The organism is Anaerosporobacter sp., from assembly GCF_965301125.1.
This window is the reverse complement of sequence record NZ_CBDLAM010000083.1, coordinates 1-16,058: the sequence shown is the minus strand read 5'-3', so window position 1 is coordinate 16,058 and position 16,058 is coordinate 1. Positions and strand designations below refer to the sequence as shown.

The following is a 16,058-nucleotide window of genomic DNA, read 5'->3' as shown; positions in this document are numbered from 1 at the left end:
GTTATATTATAGCACAATTCCAAGAAATGTAAAAATATTTATTCTATGTAGAGTCTTTAAGTACAGGGTCTAAAGCTTTTGAATGAGCTAGTGATTTAATAGCACCTTGTTCGTATAAGTCTCAATGCTTAATCCTTAGCTACAGCTGTTTTATAACTAAGCTATAATAATCCACATCTTTCTAGTCTTGTATATGATATACTGTCTCAATTAACACAGCATATACCATAATGAAAGTTAGTCATATATGGTGAATTGTGAAGACAGTACATCTTAAAGAAGTTTATCCATAATAATAAAGGAGGTACATAAAAATGAGAAATAAAATTTTATATGTTATTTTGACTATATCCATTCTACTTAATATAGTCCAAGTGGGTTATTCAAAAAAAGAGGAAAAAAATATAAAGAGTGAATCGGCTGAGTCGATGAATTATAATTATTATTACTTTATGAGTAATCCTATAGATAATTTTTTTAAGGATAAATTCCAAAATCATATTCCAGCTGAAATAGCTAGAAGAGAATATCAAGAATTGTATTTGAAAGTATGGAAACAAGAATATAATACTATTATGGGCATTATTAAAAAGAAATGTAAGTATGAAGAAGATATAACTCGATATAAAAATTTTACAAATGAGATATCCTCAAGCTTTGATATATTAAAACCTTTACTTTTAGCTGAAATGTTAGAAAACTATAATTATCCAGAAAGTCCAGAAAAACATAGCTATGGAAATGGTACACAGCCTATGTTAGATATGTATCAAGGAATGATTTATAGAAATGCCTGCATGCTCTTTATACCCTGTTTAAAAGATGAGTATGACTTTCCATCACAGAAAGAATTAGATAAGGAGTATGGAGGGGTTATCAGTGAACAATAATAGTAAAGTAAGATGTGCCATAAAAGTTGCTTTATGGACTGGTGCAAACATGCAAGTAACTAATATTCCATGCTTATATTTATTAGGCGCCTGTGATTGAATTAATAATGAAAGGAGAGTTATAGGTTATGAAAAATAAGATTATAGCTGTATTATTAGTAATTTCAGTTATTATTAATCTTTATTTTGGTATTACTAATCTAAAAAATGGTGCCTTTTCAACAGAATAAATGAATTTTTTCAATGTGTAGTATAGATAAAGTAAAAAAAGAAATGGTTACGAAGCTGGATAAAGATGAGATAATCATGTATAATATTAATAGACAAGTTAGTAAATAAATCATATTGTCATATTTACTTAACATAATTATGAATAGGATTAGGGAGTCTAATCCAAATAGATAATTGGACAAAGATAAAGGAGAAGAAGATGAACAAGAATGTATTATTTAATCTATCATATGGTGTGTATATAGTCTCTACATGGGACGATGGAAGACCAACGGGGTGTGTTGCGAACAGCGCAATGCAGATAACTTCAGAGCCAGCAACAATTGCTATAAGTATTAACCATGATAATTATACGAATCAATGTATCGAAAAAAGTGGAAGATTTGCAATTTCTATTTTAACAGAAAAGACAGATCCAAAGATTATAGGAACATTTGGCTATCAATCTGGTAAAATAGCAGATAAATTTGCTGATGTTGAACATGAAATTAAGGGTATGTTACCTGTAGTTAAAGATTCATGCGGTTATATTGCTTGTGAAGTAATTAATAAAATGGAAACAGAATCACATACCGTATTCTTAGGTAAAGTTCTAGATGGCGATGTTATGGGAGGAGATACTCCAATGACATATTCTTACTATCATAATGTAATAAAGGGTAAGAGTCCAAAGAACGCTCCAACTTATATTGCAGAATAACGATAATTAATATAGTACTACATTACGACGCCGGTAAAGGAGAAATCCTTTGCTGGCATTTTTTTGTGCATTTATTACATAACAAGAGTGGAAATATGTGTAAATCATTCTATAGCATATATTATACAAATGGAATATAATACAAATAGAATACTTGTATATGGAAAGGAGGAAAGGTATGTCTTTGAAACTGGGATTATTAGGATTGCTCAATTATAACAGCATGACAGGATATGACTTAAGTAAGTTCTTTTCGGCGTCGCTTTCATTTTTCTGGACAGCGACCACAAGCCAGGTCTATCGAGAACTTACTACCATGGAAAAGGAAGGCTGGGTAACATCTGAAGTTGAGGTGCAATTTAGCAAGCCAAATAAAAAAGTATATTCAATCACTGAGCTTGGAAAGAAAGAGATGATAAGTTGGTTAACGAATCATAATATAGAGGAAGATAATCCTGGTGATCGTAATCCTATGCTGATGAAGCTTTTCTTTGGGGCAGAAGTACCAAAAGAGGTTATGGTTGAATACTTGGAAAGGAACCAAAATTTCTACGAAGAAAAATTAAGAGAGTTAGACCAGGCAAAAGAAACCATAAACTATAATCATGAGAGAAATAGTAAAGATAAGGCAATGTATTGGAGACTTTGTGAAAGTTACGGGGAGCATTATTACAAAGCTACTTTAGAATGGATTAAAGAAGCATTATCTATAATTAAGGAGGAGAGTTAAGTATGAAAATTTTAGTATTGAATGCAAGTCCAAAGGGGAAACATAGTGGTACTATGAAGTTAACGGAATCGTTCTTGGAAGGTATTAAGAAGATAGAAGATTGTGAAATCGATGTGATTGATATCTATAGTTTAGATATTAAACCATGTGAAGGTTGTTTTGGTTGTTGGCACAAGACTCCAGGAGCTTGTGTAATACAAGATGATATGTCTAAATGTCTAGAACTATTAAAGGAAGCAGATTTGATACTATGGAGTTTTCCACTCTATCATTATTCTATACCAGCGAAAGGTAAGATGTTTCTAGAGAGAACACTGCCGCTAGTATTACCGGATTTAGTGAAGACACCAAGTGGCTGTACTCATCCAAGTCGTTATGATAAGGAGCAGAAAGTTGTTTTATTGTCCTCCTGCGGTTTCTATAATATCGAAAATAACTATGAAGGATTATTAATGCAGTTTAGTTTGCTATATAAAGAGTATACGAAGGTATTATGTGCTGAAGGTCCGTTGCTAAATATTCCAGAAGTTTCTTATTTTGCTGAACAATATCTTGATAATGTTAGAAAGGCAGGAGAAGAATATGCAAGGACGGGGCAAATTAACGAAGAGACCAAGGAGTTATTAGACAAACCAATGATGCCAATTGATATGTACCTTGAAAATGCAAAGTGAAGTGAAATTGAATCCAATTGTAAGAAGAAAGAAACTATAGTATAATAATGGTAACTAATAAAAGCAAGGGAAAGGGTTATCATTATGGGAAAATACGTTAGTAGTAAAGAATTTATTGAGATGGGTGTTCTATCTATTGCATTGCTCATGATATTTATTCATAGTTTAATACAATTTATTGTGTTCATGAAATATAGAAGGAAGTTTTATGAAGATTATATCTCCTGTTTTCAATCTAAAGATAATAATCTAGGGATTAAGATAACTGGCCTTATTATTAGATTTCTGCTTATTATAATAATGATAAGCAAAGGGAAATATTTAAGGACGGACTTAGTAGATTTCAATTATCTTGAAAAGTTTTGGTATGTCATGGGTTATGTAGCATTAATTAGTGTGCTGGTTTTAGATTTACTGTCCGCTTTTATCCATATGAGAACAGATTACGGCATAAGTGCTGAATATATCTCAACCAATTCTTTAATTATACCAAAAGATAAAGTTGTTTATGATGAATATGAGAATGAGGTAATAATATATCGAAAGAGTAAGAAGAAAGAGAAGGGAGTAAAACTTGCTTCCCAAGCCTATGATAGTAATAATGATCAGAAATTTTTAGATTATGTACATACGTATTACCAAAAAGTAAATTAGGTAATTTAATTTTATATAAGGCTGTTGTAAGATTTAGAACTCAACATAGTTTTAATAACATAGTTGAATACTAATTTTGCAACAGCCTTATTGTTTAATTAAATCAATACATTGAACATACTACTTTCAATAATAAAGTAACAAGTGCATAAGCACTATAAAAAATAGTTATCATACTATAGAAAAAGACATTTTGAAAGGGAGGTTTTAATATGTCAGAAAAACATTATTTTGCGTGTGGTAATACTTCAAAGGGATTTCAAAACATGTTTGAGTCCAATTTACAAGGTCTTAAGAAAATCTATATATTAAAGGGTGGACCAGGAACGGGAAAATCCACTTTAATGAATAAGGTTGGAAAGATGTATGTGGACAAAGGGTATGATGTAGAATATATACACTGTTCCTCTGATCCAGATTCTTTAGATGGCGTAATTGTTCGTGAAATTAGTGTTGGAATTGTTGATGGTACCGCTCCGCATGTAATTGAACCTAAAGTTGCAGGTGCAGTTGAAGAGTATGTGAATCTAGGAGAAGCTTGGGATATAGAGTTGTTAGAAAACAAGGCTGGTGAGATTAGAAAGTTACAAGAACAGATTAGTACGTGTTATCCCAAAGTATATGAAGCATTTGCACACGCATTGAAGATTCATGATGAATGGGAAAAAATCTATATCGATAATATGAATTTTGAAAAAGCGGATGAGTTAACTGAAAAGGTTTGCGATATGCTACTCGGAAGTTGCGAAAAACAAGAAAGTGGGGTAACAAGACATCGGTTTTTTGGAGGGTCTACACCCAAAGGAGCTATGGATTATGTGGAGAATATTACTTCAAGTTGTAAGAAACGTTATCTCATAAAGGGTAGACCAGGTTCGGGGAAATCAACTATGTTAAAGAAGATATTAAGGAAAGCAGAAGGATTGGGATTAGAGGTAGAAGTATACCATTGTGGTTTTGATCCTAATAGCTTAGATATGATACTTCTACCTGAACTTGAGTTGTGCATCTTTGATTCAACTGCACCACATGAATATGTGCCAAGTCGTGAAGGTGACACTATAATCGATATGTATACAGAGCTAATTAAGCCTAACACAGATGAACGCTATGAAGGCGAATTGAATAATATTAGAAAACGTTATAACGAGACAGTTGCAAAAGGAACCTCCTATCTTAAGAAAGCGAAAGATTTGCATGATCAATTAGAACATTATTATATAGCAGCAACTAATTATAATATTATAGAGAAGATAACTAGTAATGTGCTTGAACGAATTGCTGCAAGGGAAGAAAAGGTTACTCTCTAATCATATCGATCTGTCCCTCTTCTTCATTATAAGAAAAACCAAATTGCTGATATAATGATACAGCATTGGTATTTAGAATATCCGCCATTAAGAAGGATTTGGAAGCCTGATATCTAGAACCATAGGCAAATGCTTGTGATAATAATTGTTTCCCATATCCTTTATGCTGGTATTCCGGTCGTACAGCAACCTCTCGTATCCAAAGTGTGGGGCCTTCTGGCTTATCAAAGGAATATAGAGTTACAGCAACAATTCCAGTGATGATATTCTCGTGTTTTGTTGCTAGGATTGCACTGTATTTGCAATAACTTGTATTAGGATCTTTCCCTTGAATCCAATTCTTTGCCCATTCCGTAGTTTCACCAAGAAATCCTCTGCTTTGTAGACGACAGGATCTAGTTACGGCAGCAGCTTCTTTTGCATCTTCAATGGAAAGGATATTAACGGAGCAATTACTATGAATGTCATAGCAAACCATATCTCTAAAATAAGCAAAAGATTCAAATCCATGAGAATGAAATTCATCTACAAAGTCCTTGGGAACGAATTGCATATATACGGGTTCCTTAATAGCATCAATTGCATTAAGAAGTAAAGGAATAGAATTGGTACAATAGTAGAGTTCGGTCATAGAAAGTTCTTCATTTCTACCTTGAATCAATATTAAGTCTTTGGTATCAAGAAGAATTGTACTGTCAGCGATATACTCATAAGGTGTATAAGCTAATGACGTATAGGTAAAGGAATTCCGTTGTTCGTTTATTTTCTTATATTTAGCGTCTGTAATCATAAACACACTCCTAACACAGAAAAATTATATTTAGTAAAGTATATACTAGTACTATATTGAGTATAACTTATGTGAAGGTATTATGCATATGAACAAAATGATTATAATTAAACGATTCAGAAATTTACTGAAAAGTATGAGAAGTGGCTGTTACAAATAATTATTTGTAGCAACCACTTCTCATATTATATTATGCATAGTCTATGCAACTAACTTGGTAGTATAGACAATTTTTTTAATTGTTTCTACAGAGAGTGCATAATCCGATGAAAGTTGTTCGAAACTATGACCTTGTGTATAACGAAGTTTTATCTCTTGATTTCTATGTAATAATTCTTTTCGAATACCAGAGCATTCGCCCCATTTCTTACGAGTGGAATCTCCGTTAGGGATATAGAGCAATTCTCCTTTCAGATATTTTTGAAGCTCTCTAACTAATTCCGGTGGAAGTATATCATTTGCATTCTTATATTTCATTCTAACTCCTGCTCCTAATCGTTAATAACTCAAATCAAGTCATTAATCTATCAAATCACGTGTTTATCAGCTACAGTGTATTAGGATGCAAGTGTGTAAAACCAATATGTTAGAATGTAGGCAATGGCGATTTTATATCATAGTCTCCATGTAACTATCGCCATCTGTTATGCATACAAATTCGTATGGTTTTACAGACATTGCATGGAGTTAAGACCTAAGTGATTTAATGTAACCATGATGGCACCCCCCTAGTAAATATATTTGGTAATAATTATTTTTAGTCTACCAAAAGAAGGAGAAAAAGTAAAGTTGATTTAAAATGGTATATTACTTGCATTTTCTCTCCTTATGGTTTATAGTATAGATTGCAAAAGCCCTCACAAACAAAGGGCTTTTCAACTATTTATTCGAGTGTTCGGGACCTTCCACTCGTTAAACAAAACTAAAGGAGAATAGAATATGAAGAAATTAAGAGTGCAGTATTTAACTCAAGCAGCTATGATTGCTGCAATTTATGTTGTGTTAACGTACTTATTCCAACCGTTTGGATTTATGGATGTTCAGGTACGTGTTGCAGAGGCATTAACAATTTTGCCGTTCTTTACATCAGCAGCAATAGCAGGATTATTCGTAGGCTGTTTACTCGGTAATATGCTTGGTGGAGCATGTTTACTAGATATTATTCTAGGTAGTTTAACAACTTTAGTAGCAGCAGCTATTTCTTATTTATTAAGAAAGAACAAGTACTTAGTAGTACTACCACCAATTATCGGGAATACCATTGCCGTTCCATGGATTTTAAGAATTGGATATGGTTTAGCAACACCGATCCCTCTTATGATGCTAACCGTTGGAATTGGTGAGATAATTTCATGCGGAATTTTAGGTACAATGTTATTACTTGCATTATATAAATATAAAAACGTCATTTTTAAACAAAAAGTAGCATAATTATATAAAATAATTTGTTTAGAATAAAAACAAGGTCAACAACTTTTCTACGGTGTATGCCATTTGGTGAATATATATATGATCACATATGGCACACAGCTTGGAAAAGTTGTTTTTTTATGATTAGGATTAAATTCCCATAGCCATAGAAAAAACATAATTATAGAGTATAGTAAGTAGGATTAATAAAATTTTAAGAGAATATTAAGGAAACGTATGTTTGTATTGCATTGTCAGACACCTTTTAGTATGGTATAATGCTATGCATATATAGGGGGTGATAGGATGCGATTTATTCATTTGGCAGATGTGCATCTAGGGATGCAACCAGATCTTAGAAGAGATTGGAGTCAGGAAAGAGCGAAGGAGATTTGGAGAACATTTGAGGATGTCGTAAACCAATGCGAGGAAGAATCCATTGATTTGCTATTAATCGCTGGTGACTTATTTCATAAACAACCCTTATTAAGAGAGTTGAAGGAAGTGAATTACCTTTTTAAACGCTTAACTAAGACACATGTGGTTTTGATGGCAGGAAATCATGATTATATCAGTCAGACTTCAAACTACATGAATTTTCCTTGGGCTGAGCATGTGCATATGTTTTATGAGGAAGAGCTTACTGAGATTTATATACAAGAATTGAATACAAGAGTATTCGGTTTAAGTTATTTTACAAGGGATATTACAGAGCCGAAGTATCATCAACCAGTTTTATTGAATAATCAAGAAATATCAATTCTATTAGCACATGGTGGTGATGAGAAAGATATACCGATTGATCGCAAAATAATTGAATCACTAGGATACACGTATGTAGCATTAGGTCATATTCATAAACCTGCTTTGTTTACGAATCAAATGGCGTATTCTGGTTCGTTAGAACCGCTTGATAAGACAGAAGTAGGAGAACATGGCTACATACAAGGTGAGATTACTAAGGTTGGAGACGAATTCCATACGGATATTAAATTCATTCCTTGTAGTAGGCGACAATATATACCGCTTGTACTAGAAGTTCAACCCCATATGACAGGGTTAGAAGTTATGGATGGGATTCGAGAGCAGATTCGCCTTAAAGGAATGAATCATATATATAGCATTACGCTAGAAGGTGCAAGAGATGTTGATATCAGTTTTGATGAAGATGAAATATTATCTCTAGGACATATCGCACAGGTGGAGGATCTCACTATACCAGATTACAATTTTGATGAATTACGCTTCGAGAATAAAGATAATATTATTGGAATGTATATAGATAAGATTCAAAGTTTGGAATATGAAGATGAAGTTATTGATAGAGCATTATATCTAGGGGTAAAAGCCTTAATGAAGCTAAAGTAGAGGAGCAACTTTAGAAGGGAGCATGTTTATTAATATGATGATTAACTCGCTAGGGTTGAAACACTTTGGTAAATTTCAAGATAAAAAGATTGAATTACAAGAAGGGATTAATCTAATATATGGAACCAATGAGGCTGGCAAGAGTACAGTCCATACTTTCATAAAAGGAATGTTATTCGGCATTGATAAGCAAAGAGGTCGAACGAATTTTGATGTTTATACTAGATATAAACCATGGGATACACCAACCTTGTATGATGGAGAAATGGAAGTAACCGTTGATGGAGTTCCTTATCTAATTAAACGAAATCTGTACAAAGAAGAGAAATCCTTACAGATTATTAATAAAGATACCGGAAGGGACGTTCCATATAAGGAGCAACGAGGTGGTTGCTTTATTGAAGGATTAACAGAGAATACTTACAGTAATACAATCTATGTAGCACAACAACAAGTAGCAACAAACAAAGAGCTTGCATTTCATATCAATGATTATATTACGAATATGTCAACTACACAATCAAGTGAAGTTAATGTGAATCAGGCTATCAAAGAGTTACAAGCCAGAAAAAAAGAAATTGAATCAAAACAAACGAAACAGCAAGTGAAAGAGCTGAATACACAATTACAACAGATACAAACAACAGATTTTATGTTGAAGGAATTAGAAAGACAGATTCTTGGTTTTGATCAGGAGATACAGTCATTAAATAAGGAAAAAGAGAATTGTAAAATAGACGGGGGATATCTTCAAAAGCTACAAGTTCTTGATTCTTATGTGAAGGAATATGATTTAATTGCAGAAAAATATCAGAGCCTTAAAGATTGTAGAGATTACTATTATCAAGTTATGCAACAAATAAAATCACCTCAACAAATAAAAGATCTGCCTAATCCTATGGAGTCTCAACATAAATCAAGCAGTTTCAGTGGGTATTTACTGGGTGCCTGTTTGATCTTTATAAGTTGCTTGCTGTGGATGTTTATTCCACTTGAAGGGTTTAACAAGGCAATTGTTACAGCAGTAACAGCCGTACTCGGGATTATTACTTCTATGGTTCAGGTAATACGGAATAAAAAGAACAAGAGATCTGATAGAGAGAATTCACGAATGGGACCTGTGAGTAGTCAAGATAAGCAATCAGATAATCAGCAGATAATGAAACGGCTACTTACTAGAATGCAAGCACAAGAAGAAGATATATTAACATATGCGAACCAAGTCATTGGCATGAATGAAGTAAGTCCACAAACCATGACAATGTTACATCAAGAAATTGACAAATTAGCAAGTCAATTGAATAAACAAAAAGATTTGATTCAACAAAAGCAAACAAGAGAAAGAGAAATTACTCGGTTAATAGAAACTGCTAGTACGAAGCAAGAAAAGTTGAGATGGGAGTTTTCTAAATTAGAAGAAAGCATTGCTGATTATGCTAAGAAAAGGGCTTTGCGAGATGAACTTATGGAGAGACGAAAGAAGGAAGATATAGAATTAACAGCAATTGATGTTAGTATCCAGGCAATACAAGAACTAGCAGCCTCCATTCATGATGATTTTGGAGAGAAGCTCAATAAGTCTATATCAGAGATTTCTACGGCATTTACCCTTGGTAATTGTTATGATGTGAGAGTCGATGAAAAATTAAATATGAAAATTGTAAAAGACAATGATTATGTTCCTATGGAGTACTTAAGTACAGGTACAATGGAACAATTATATCTGGCACTTCGTTTGGTGGCAGCAGACCTTCTTTTGAAAGATAAAGCTATGCCCCTAATTCTAGATGACGCTTTCGTATATTACGATGATGATCGATTACAAGAAACCATATGTGAACTGGCGGCAAGAACAACACGTCAGATTCTTATATTTACCTGCCATAACAGAGAACGTAGGGCATTAGATAAACATCGGATTCCATATAACTATATCGAATTATAAAGTAAAAATGTAGAAAGGAAATGCTTTAAAAGGAGTATCATAAGTACACTTACAATACGCATGGGTATAAGTATGAATAATGATAGTAGAAAAACAGGAAACAGGAGTAATGGTACTAAGGGAACAACCCGTACGACAGGAAACAGTGGGGGACAAAATCGCACCACAGCGAGCAATAAAAAGCCACCGAAGACCAAGAAACAATTAAAGAGAGAAAAAGCAATTAAGTTCAGAAAACAGCATCCTATATTGCATCATATGAAATTTGCATTCAAGGTATTATGTCTCGTACTTCTCATTGCAGTGTTAATTCTAATTCTGTTATTTTATAATAAGTATGGTAAGAAGATCTTACAAATGCAATCAGAAGCAAGACATTTTGTTAGTGAATCAACCTTAGATACATTCCGAGCCACTGAGACCAGTGTGGTCTATGGGGCGAATGGAAAAGTTATATCAGAACTAAAGGGTGAGAAAGATCTATATTATCTTGACTACTCTGATATACCGCAGGATGTAGTGGATGCATTCATTACGATAGAAGATAAGAACTTCTTAAAGCATAATGGAGTTGATCTCAAGGCGAATCTGAGAGCGGTATTAGCACTGATAAAGAATAGAGGTGCTATTAAACAGGGGGCTAGTACAATAACTCAACAGCTAAGCCGTAATATTTTCTTGACGCATACAGTTAGTTGGGAGCGTAAGATTGAGGAAATCTTTATTGCAACTGAATTAGAGAAGAAATATGAGAAGTGGCAAATACTTGAGTTTTATATTAATAACATTTATTTTGCTAATGGATATTATGGTATACAGGCAGCCAGCGAAGGCTATTTTAGTAAAGAAGTAAAGGATTTAACCTTGTCTGAAATTGCTTTCTTGTGTGCAATACCAAACAATCCGACAGTCTTTGATCCAATAGATAATTATGATAATACTATTAGTAGAAGAAATAAGATTCTTAAGCAGATGTATGAAGATGGTAAGATTTCGAAGGCAAAGTATGAGAAAGCTTATGATCAAGAGATAAAGTTGGATCTTAAGAAGATTAAGAAGAAAGATTATGTTGAGACGTATGTTAACCATAGTGCCACAAAGGCATTGATGAAAGAAAGAGGATTTACGTTTAGATATAATTTTGAAGATGAAGATGATGAAGCTGATTATAATGAAAGATATACAAGTTTGTATAATGAATGCCAACAATCACTATATAGGTCAGGATATCGTATCTATACGTCGATTAATATGACGCAGCAGAAACTTCTTCAGAATTCAGTAGATGAAGCTTTAGCTAACTTTACAGATAAAACTGATGATGGGGTGTATAAATTACAAGCGTCTGCTGTATCTATTGATAATGAAACAGGATATGTTACAGCTATTGTAGGTGGTAGAAAGCAAAATAGTACAGGATATACGCTAAATCGTGCATTCCAAAGCTATAGACAACCTGGTAGTGCAATCAAGCCGCTCATTGTATATACGCCTGCATTAGAAAATGGACATTATCCTGAAGAAACGGTAGTCGACAAGAAGTTCGAAGGAGGTCCTAGCAATTCCAATGGTGTATATTCTGGGAAAATCACACTTCGAAAGGCAGTGGAACAATCTAAGAATACAATTGCATGGAAGTTATTTGAGGAACTTACACCAAAGGTTGGACTAAGTTATCTTAAGAGAATGAACTTTGCTAAGCTTGATAAGAATGATTATTATCCTGCATCTTCATTAGGAGGTTTCACCAATGGTGTCAGCGCTGTGGAAATGGCATCTGCCTATGCAACACTTGCTAATGATGGAATTTACCGTGAACCAACTTGCATAGTAAAAATTACGGATTCAGAAGGAAATGTTATTGTTGCAAGCGAAAAGAGTGATTATCAAGTATATGATAAGAACGCAGCAAGAACGATGACAAATATGCTTACTGGAGTTGTAAAGTATGGTACAGGTAAAGGATTAAGTATTCCTAATATGGATACTGCTGGTAAGACAGGTACTACGAATGATAAGAAAGATGGATGGTTTGTTGGCTATACCCCATATTACACAACAAGTGTATGGGTTGGTTATGATATGCCTCAAACACTGGAAGGCTTGATGGGATCCACATACCCAGGTCAAATCTGGTATAAGTTTATGACTCAGATTCATGAAGGTTTAGAAAGAATGTCATTCCCTGCCTATATTGATACGAGTCCTAAGAAAGAGGAAGAAGAGGAAGAAGAGGAAAAGCTAGAGGATGTGGAGCAAAAAGAAGAGGAAGAAGATGAAATCACAGATGATAATGGTGGTGTAATCGAAGAACCAGAGGATGTAGAAGATGAAAATCAGACACCAGAAGACACACAAACACCAGATGATTCTCAGAATGGCAATGAAGAATCAGGTGGCACTGATAATACAGATGTACCAGAAGAAGATGATGGAGTAGTTGATGAGGGTGATGAAGGAACTGTACCAGAAGAAGATGAAGGTATAGTAGAAGAACCTGATGATATACCACTACCAGATAACGGCAACAATGGTCCTGTAAATGATGGTTCTGGAAATCAGAATTAGATACGAAAAAGGAAGGTTGAGTAATCAACCTTCCTTTCTACATTTATATGAAGAATTATTTTTTATATTTATTAATAATGTTTTGAATTCTTTCTGTCGGATTTAATAATTCACTTATAGATGCATCATGATTTAACGTATCAATCACAAGTGCAACATATTTGCTCATATCAGCAGAGATGTAATATTCTTTAGTTAATAGTTCAGCTGGTTGGTAAACAAGGTTTGTTGTAATAACTCTGTATATTAAGCCTTGTTCATAAGCTTCGTCAAATTTCTCAAATCCATTCGTAAATAATCCGAAAGTTGCAGCTACGAAGATTCTTCCAGCTTTTCTTCTCTTAAGTTCAGCAGCTACATCAAGCATACTTTCTCCAGAAGAAATCATATCATCTATAATAACAACATCTTTACCTTCTACGTCAGTTCCTAAGAATTCATGTGCCACAATTGGGTTACGCCCATTAACGATTGTAGTATAATCACGACGTTTGTAGAACATACCCATATCAACGCCAAGTACATTGGCAAAGTATACCGCACGTCCCATAGCGCCTTCATCAGGGCTGATTATCATCATATCTTTTGCGTTTACATTCAAATCTGGTACATTCTGAAGTAAAGCTTTGATAAATTGGTAAGTTGGTTTAATTGTCTCGAAACTCTTTAAAGGAATTGAGTTTTGAACACGTGGATCATGTGCATCGAAAGTGATGATACTTTCAACACCCATATTTGTTAATTCTTGAAGTGCAAGAGCGCAGTCTAAAGATTCTCTAGAACTACGTTTATGTTGTCTACCCTCGTATAAGAAAGGCATAATAACTGTAATTCGTCTAGCTTTACCACCAACAGCAGCGATAATACGTTTTAAATCTTGGTAGTGATCATCAGGTGACATATGATTTACATGTCCACTCATATTATAAGTAAGACTATGGTTACAAACATCAACTAATAAGTAAAGGTCAGTACCACGAACAGATTCATTAATAGAACCTTTAGCTTCACCAGAACCAAAACGTGGGCAAGATGCATTGATAAGATAAGAATCTCTTTGATAGCCAGCAAATGCAATTGTCGATTTGTGTTCGCTTTCTCTTTCCTTTCTCCACTTTACAATGTAATCATTAACCTTTTGTCCTAGGCTTGAACTACTTTCTAAAGCGATGATTCCCAGCGTACCTACTGGAATTGTTTCAAATAATTTTTCTTGTTGTGGCATTACTTCGTCCTCCATAAAATGTAAACGGTTGTGTAAAAGTGCTATAAAATGTCCACTAAAATTTATACCATTATGTTACACGCAAGTCAAGGCGTATAATGAAAATAAAGCATAAAATGTGTTCCTTTTACAAGATTCTGGGAAAAGTTTATGAAAATGCTTTCTTTATACGGATATCATCGCCAACAATTTTTAGTAGGCGATAATTACTTGCGATTCGAGAAAAAATACGCTCGCTATAATTGGTATTCAAATTATCCCAAGATAAATTGGTGGATATAATAGTAGATTTCTTGCGTAAATGACGCTCGTTTATACATAGATATAATTGTGAAGTTACAAAACTGTTATTAAGTTCAGTCCCCAGGTCATCAATAATTAGCAAATCACAATCTAAGATATACTCAAACTGTTCATTCGCTTCCTCTTTTTCTTTGTCACGATTAAACTTGTTTTTCTCAAGTATATCAAATAGTTGAAAAGCAGTAAGGTAAATAACAGTATGAGAACGGTCTAATAATTCTTTTGCAATACAATTAGCTAAGAAGGTCTTACCTACACCAGCATTACCGTACAATAGAAGATTAGTATAAGTAGAATCAAAATCATCAACAAATTCCTTGCAGGTGGAAACTACTTTCTGAATATTCGCTAGAGGTGTTAGATTTGTTGTTTCTTCTATATAGGAATCTGTATAGAAGTCATAACGAAAGGTTGAGAAATTCTCATGCTTAATAATCTCCTTTATATTGGATTGTGAATAGAGAAGATCAACGATAGCTTGCTTAAAGCAATGACACTTTTCGTTATTAATATATCCAGTATCTTTACAATCTTTGCACTGATATGTTGGCGTAAGATAGTTAGAAGGATATCCGTTTTCAGTAAGAATTTCAATCTTTCGCATAGATAAATCCATATTGCGATCTGCTAATGAGTTCAAAGACTGATCATCACCCATTAAGGATAGTTTAGCACTTTGAATGGAGTTTGATACAATTTGGTCGTCAATTTCTTTCATTTCAGGTAGAATTTCGTAGATGTGTTTCATACGCTTTTCTAATTCGTGTCTATTTTCTAGTTGACGCTTATCATACTCTCTTAATATTTTATTATATTGAAAGTTCTTTAATTGCATTCATTCTATCCTCCTTTATTTGCTACTTATAATCTTTTTATTTTTGCCTATTTAATAAACGCTGTTCAAGAGAAGAATAATCCGTTGCTGTATACGTTCTTTGTGGGAATGCATTGAATTTGTTGTTCGTTTGTTTTGGTACGGAAGAAGATTTAGAAGAAGAGTTTGCTTTTGCATGTTCTAAATCTAATTTCTCAATATCAGAAAGGTGGTGAACACCTTTTTTAAACCAACTTTCAAGGATTTTATCAGCATATTTAAAATCAGGTTTTTGAGTAGCTAAGATAGTTCTATTACATGCTTCAACAATAATATCAATATTGAAAGCATAAGTATTAACCCATTTTGTAATGAATTTTTGTTCGATTGCTCCAGGCAGTCGGGTCAATCCAAATGCTTTGGAAACCGCAGTAAAGTTAGCATTG

Annotated in this window: 14 protein-coding genes and 1 pseudogene; 10 read left to right on the top strand and 5 right to left on the bottom strand. The window is 33.6% G+C overall.

All coding sequences use genetic code 11. The features are described from left to right. Window positions 1-314 precede the first annotated feature (314 nt). The 6 genes and pseudogenes from ACW2QF_RS10545 to ACW2QF_RS10520 all read left to right on the top strand — a co-directional run bounded on the left by ACW2QF_RS10545 (window position 315) and on the right by ACW2QF_RS10520 (window position 5,189). The gene (locus ACW2QF_RS10545; RefSeq protein WP_455715965.1) at window positions 315-890 is read left to right on the top strand and encodes a hypothetical protein; all 576 of its coding nucleotides are present in this window, start codon (window positions 315-317) and stop codon (window positions 888-890) included. Between the two features lie 430 nt (window positions 891-1,320). Then, window positions 1,321-1,818 (top strand): annotated as a pseudogene (locus ACW2QF_RS10540) (flavin reductase family protein); the annotation flags it as partial. 181 nt (window positions 1,819-1,999) lie between these two features. Beyond that, on the top strand, window positions 2,000-2,551 hold the full coding sequence (locus ACW2QF_RS10535; RefSeq protein WP_455715964.1) for a PadR family transcriptional regulator: 552 nt from the start codon (window positions 2,000-2,002) through the stop codon (window positions 2,549-2,551). Between the two features lie 2 nt (window positions 2,552-2,553). Next, window positions 2,554-3,225 (top strand): flavodoxin family protein, encoded by a 672-nt coding sequence (locus ACW2QF_RS10530; RefSeq protein ID WP_455715963.1) that lies wholly within the window; start codon window positions 2,554-2,556, stop codon window positions 3,223-3,225. A gap of 84 nt (window positions 3,226-3,309) precedes the next feature. Beyond that, on the top strand, window positions 3,310-3,879 hold the full coding sequence (locus ACW2QF_RS10525; protein ID WP_455715962.1) for a hypothetical protein: 570 nt from the start codon (window positions 3,310-3,312) through the stop codon (window positions 3,877-3,879). A gap of 212 nt (window positions 3,880-4,091) precedes the next feature. After that, a complete protein-coding gene (locus ACW2QF_RS10520; RefSeq protein WP_455715961.1) occupies window positions 4,092-5,189 on the top strand; it encodes a PRK06851 family protein in 1,098 nt (365 codons plus the stop codon). On the opposite strand, the gene ACW2QF_RS10515 is transcribed toward ACW2QF_RS10520, so the two are convergent. Further along, on the bottom strand, window positions 5,179-5,979 hold the full coding sequence (locus tag ACW2QF_RS10515; RefSeq protein ID WP_455715960.1) for a GNAT family N-acetyltransferase: 801 nt from the start codon (window positions 5,977-5,979) through the stop codon (window positions 5,179-5,181). The two genes, ACW2QF_RS10520 and ACW2QF_RS10515, sit on opposite strands and share 11 nt — an antisense overlap. A gap of 201 nt (window positions 5,980-6,180) precedes the next feature. After that, window positions 6,181-6,456, bottom strand: a complete 276-nt coding sequence (locus ACW2QF_RS10510; RefSeq protein WP_455715959.1) for a CD3324 family protein — start codon at window positions 6,454-6,456, stop codon at window positions 6,181-6,183. A gap of 462 nt (window positions 6,457-6,918) precedes the next feature. Here ACW2QF_RS10510 and ACW2QF_RS10505 point away from each other — a divergent pair, with 462 nt between their 5' ends. From ACW2QF_RS10505 to ACW2QF_RS10490, 4 genes are all read left to right on the top strand, one after another. After that, entirely contained in the window at window positions 6,919-7,410 is a 492-nt protein-coding gene (locus tag ACW2QF_RS10505; RefSeq protein WP_455715958.1) for a QueT transporter family protein, read from the top strand. A 285-nt stretch (window positions 7,411-7,695) separates the two neighbouring features. Beyond that, window positions 7,696-8,757 (top strand): metallophosphoesterase family protein, encoded by a 1,062-nt coding sequence (locus ACW2QF_RS10500; protein WP_455715957.1) that lies wholly within the window; start codon window positions 7,696-7,698, stop codon window positions 8,755-8,757. A 34-nt stretch (window positions 8,758-8,791) separates the two neighbouring features. Continuing rightward, window positions 8,792-10,702 carry an ATP-binding protein gene (locus ACW2QF_RS10495; RefSeq protein WP_455715956.1) on the top strand — a complete coding sequence of 637 codons (1,911 nt, stop codon included), beginning with the start codon at window positions 8,792-8,794 and terminating at the stop codon, window positions 10,700-10,702. 72 nt (window positions 10,703-10,774) lie between these two features. After that, complete coding sequence (locus ACW2QF_RS10490; protein ID WP_455715955.1) at window positions 10,775-13,270, top strand: PBP1A family penicillin-binding protein; 2,496 nt, start codon at window positions 10,775-10,777, stop codon at window positions 13,268-13,270. Between the two features lie 55 nt (window positions 13,271-13,325). Here ACW2QF_RS10490 and ACW2QF_RS10485 read toward each other — a convergent pair whose 3' ends face one another. The 3 genes from ACW2QF_RS10485 to ACW2QF_RS10475 form a co-directional block, all read right to left on the bottom strand. After that, the gene (locus ACW2QF_RS10485) at window positions 13,326-14,495 is read right to left on the bottom strand and encodes a ribose-phosphate pyrophosphokinase (protein ID WP_455715954.1); all 1,170 of its coding nucleotides are present in this window, start codon (window positions 14,493-14,495) and stop codon (window positions 13,326-13,328) included. 148 nt (window positions 14,496-14,643) lie between these two features. Beyond that, window positions 14,644-15,633, bottom strand: a complete 990-nt coding sequence (locus ACW2QF_RS10480; protein WP_455715953.1) for an ATP-binding protein — start codon at window positions 15,631-15,633, stop codon at window positions 14,644-14,646. A 37-nt stretch (window positions 15,634-15,670) separates the two neighbouring features. Then, window positions 15,671-16,058 (bottom strand): DnaD domain-containing protein (locus tag ACW2QF_RS10475; protein WP_455715952.1); only part of this gene is annotated, 388 nt, incomplete at its 5' end.

Coding starts and splice junctions, on each gene's coding strand:
- ACW2QF_RS10545 (WP_455715965.1), top strand. CDS start 315: ATGAGAAATAAAATTTTATATGTTATTTTGACTATATCCATTCTACTT.
- ACW2QF_RS10535 (WP_455715964.1), top strand. CDS start 2,000: ATGTCTTTGAAACTGGGATTATTAGGATTGCTCAATTATAACAGCATG.
- ACW2QF_RS10530 (WP_455715963.1), top strand. CDS start 2,554: ATGAAAATTTTAGTATTGAATGCAAGTCCAAAGGGGAAACATAGTGGT.
- ACW2QF_RS10525 (WP_455715962.1), top strand. CDS start 3,310: ATGGGAAAATACGTTAGTAGTAAAGAATTTATTGAGATGGGTGTTCTA.
- ACW2QF_RS10520 (WP_455715961.1), top strand. CDS start 4,092: ATGTCAGAAAAACATTATTTTGCGTGTGGTAATACTTCAAAGGGATTT.
- ACW2QF_RS10515 (WP_455715960.1), bottom strand. CDS start 5,979: ATGATTACAGACGCTAAATATAAGAAAATAAACGAACAACGGAATTCC.
- ACW2QF_RS10510 (WP_455715959.1), bottom strand. CDS start 6,456: ATGAAATATAAGAATGCAAATGATATACTTCCACCGGAATTAGTTAGA.
- ACW2QF_RS10505 (WP_455715958.1), top strand. CDS start 6,919: ATGAAGAAATTAAGAGTGCAGTATTTAACTCAAGCAGCTATGATTGCT.
- ACW2QF_RS10500 (WP_455715957.1), top strand. CDS start 7,696: ATGCGATTTATTCATTTGGCAGATGTGCATCTAGGGATGCAACCAGAT.
- ACW2QF_RS10495 (WP_455715956.1), top strand. CDS start 8,792: ATGATGATTAACTCGCTAGGGTTGAAACACTTTGGTAAATTTCAAGAT.
- ACW2QF_RS10490 (WP_455715955.1), top strand. CDS start 10,775: ATGAATAATGATAGTAGAAAAACAGGAAACAGGAGTAATGGTACTAAG.
- ACW2QF_RS10485 (WP_455715954.1), bottom strand. CDS start 14,495: ATGCCACAACAAGAAAAATTATTTGAAACAATTCCAGTAGGTACGCTG.
- ACW2QF_RS10480 (WP_455715953.1), bottom strand. CDS start 15,633: ATGCAATTAAAGAACTTTCAATATAATAAAATATTAAGAGAGTATGAT.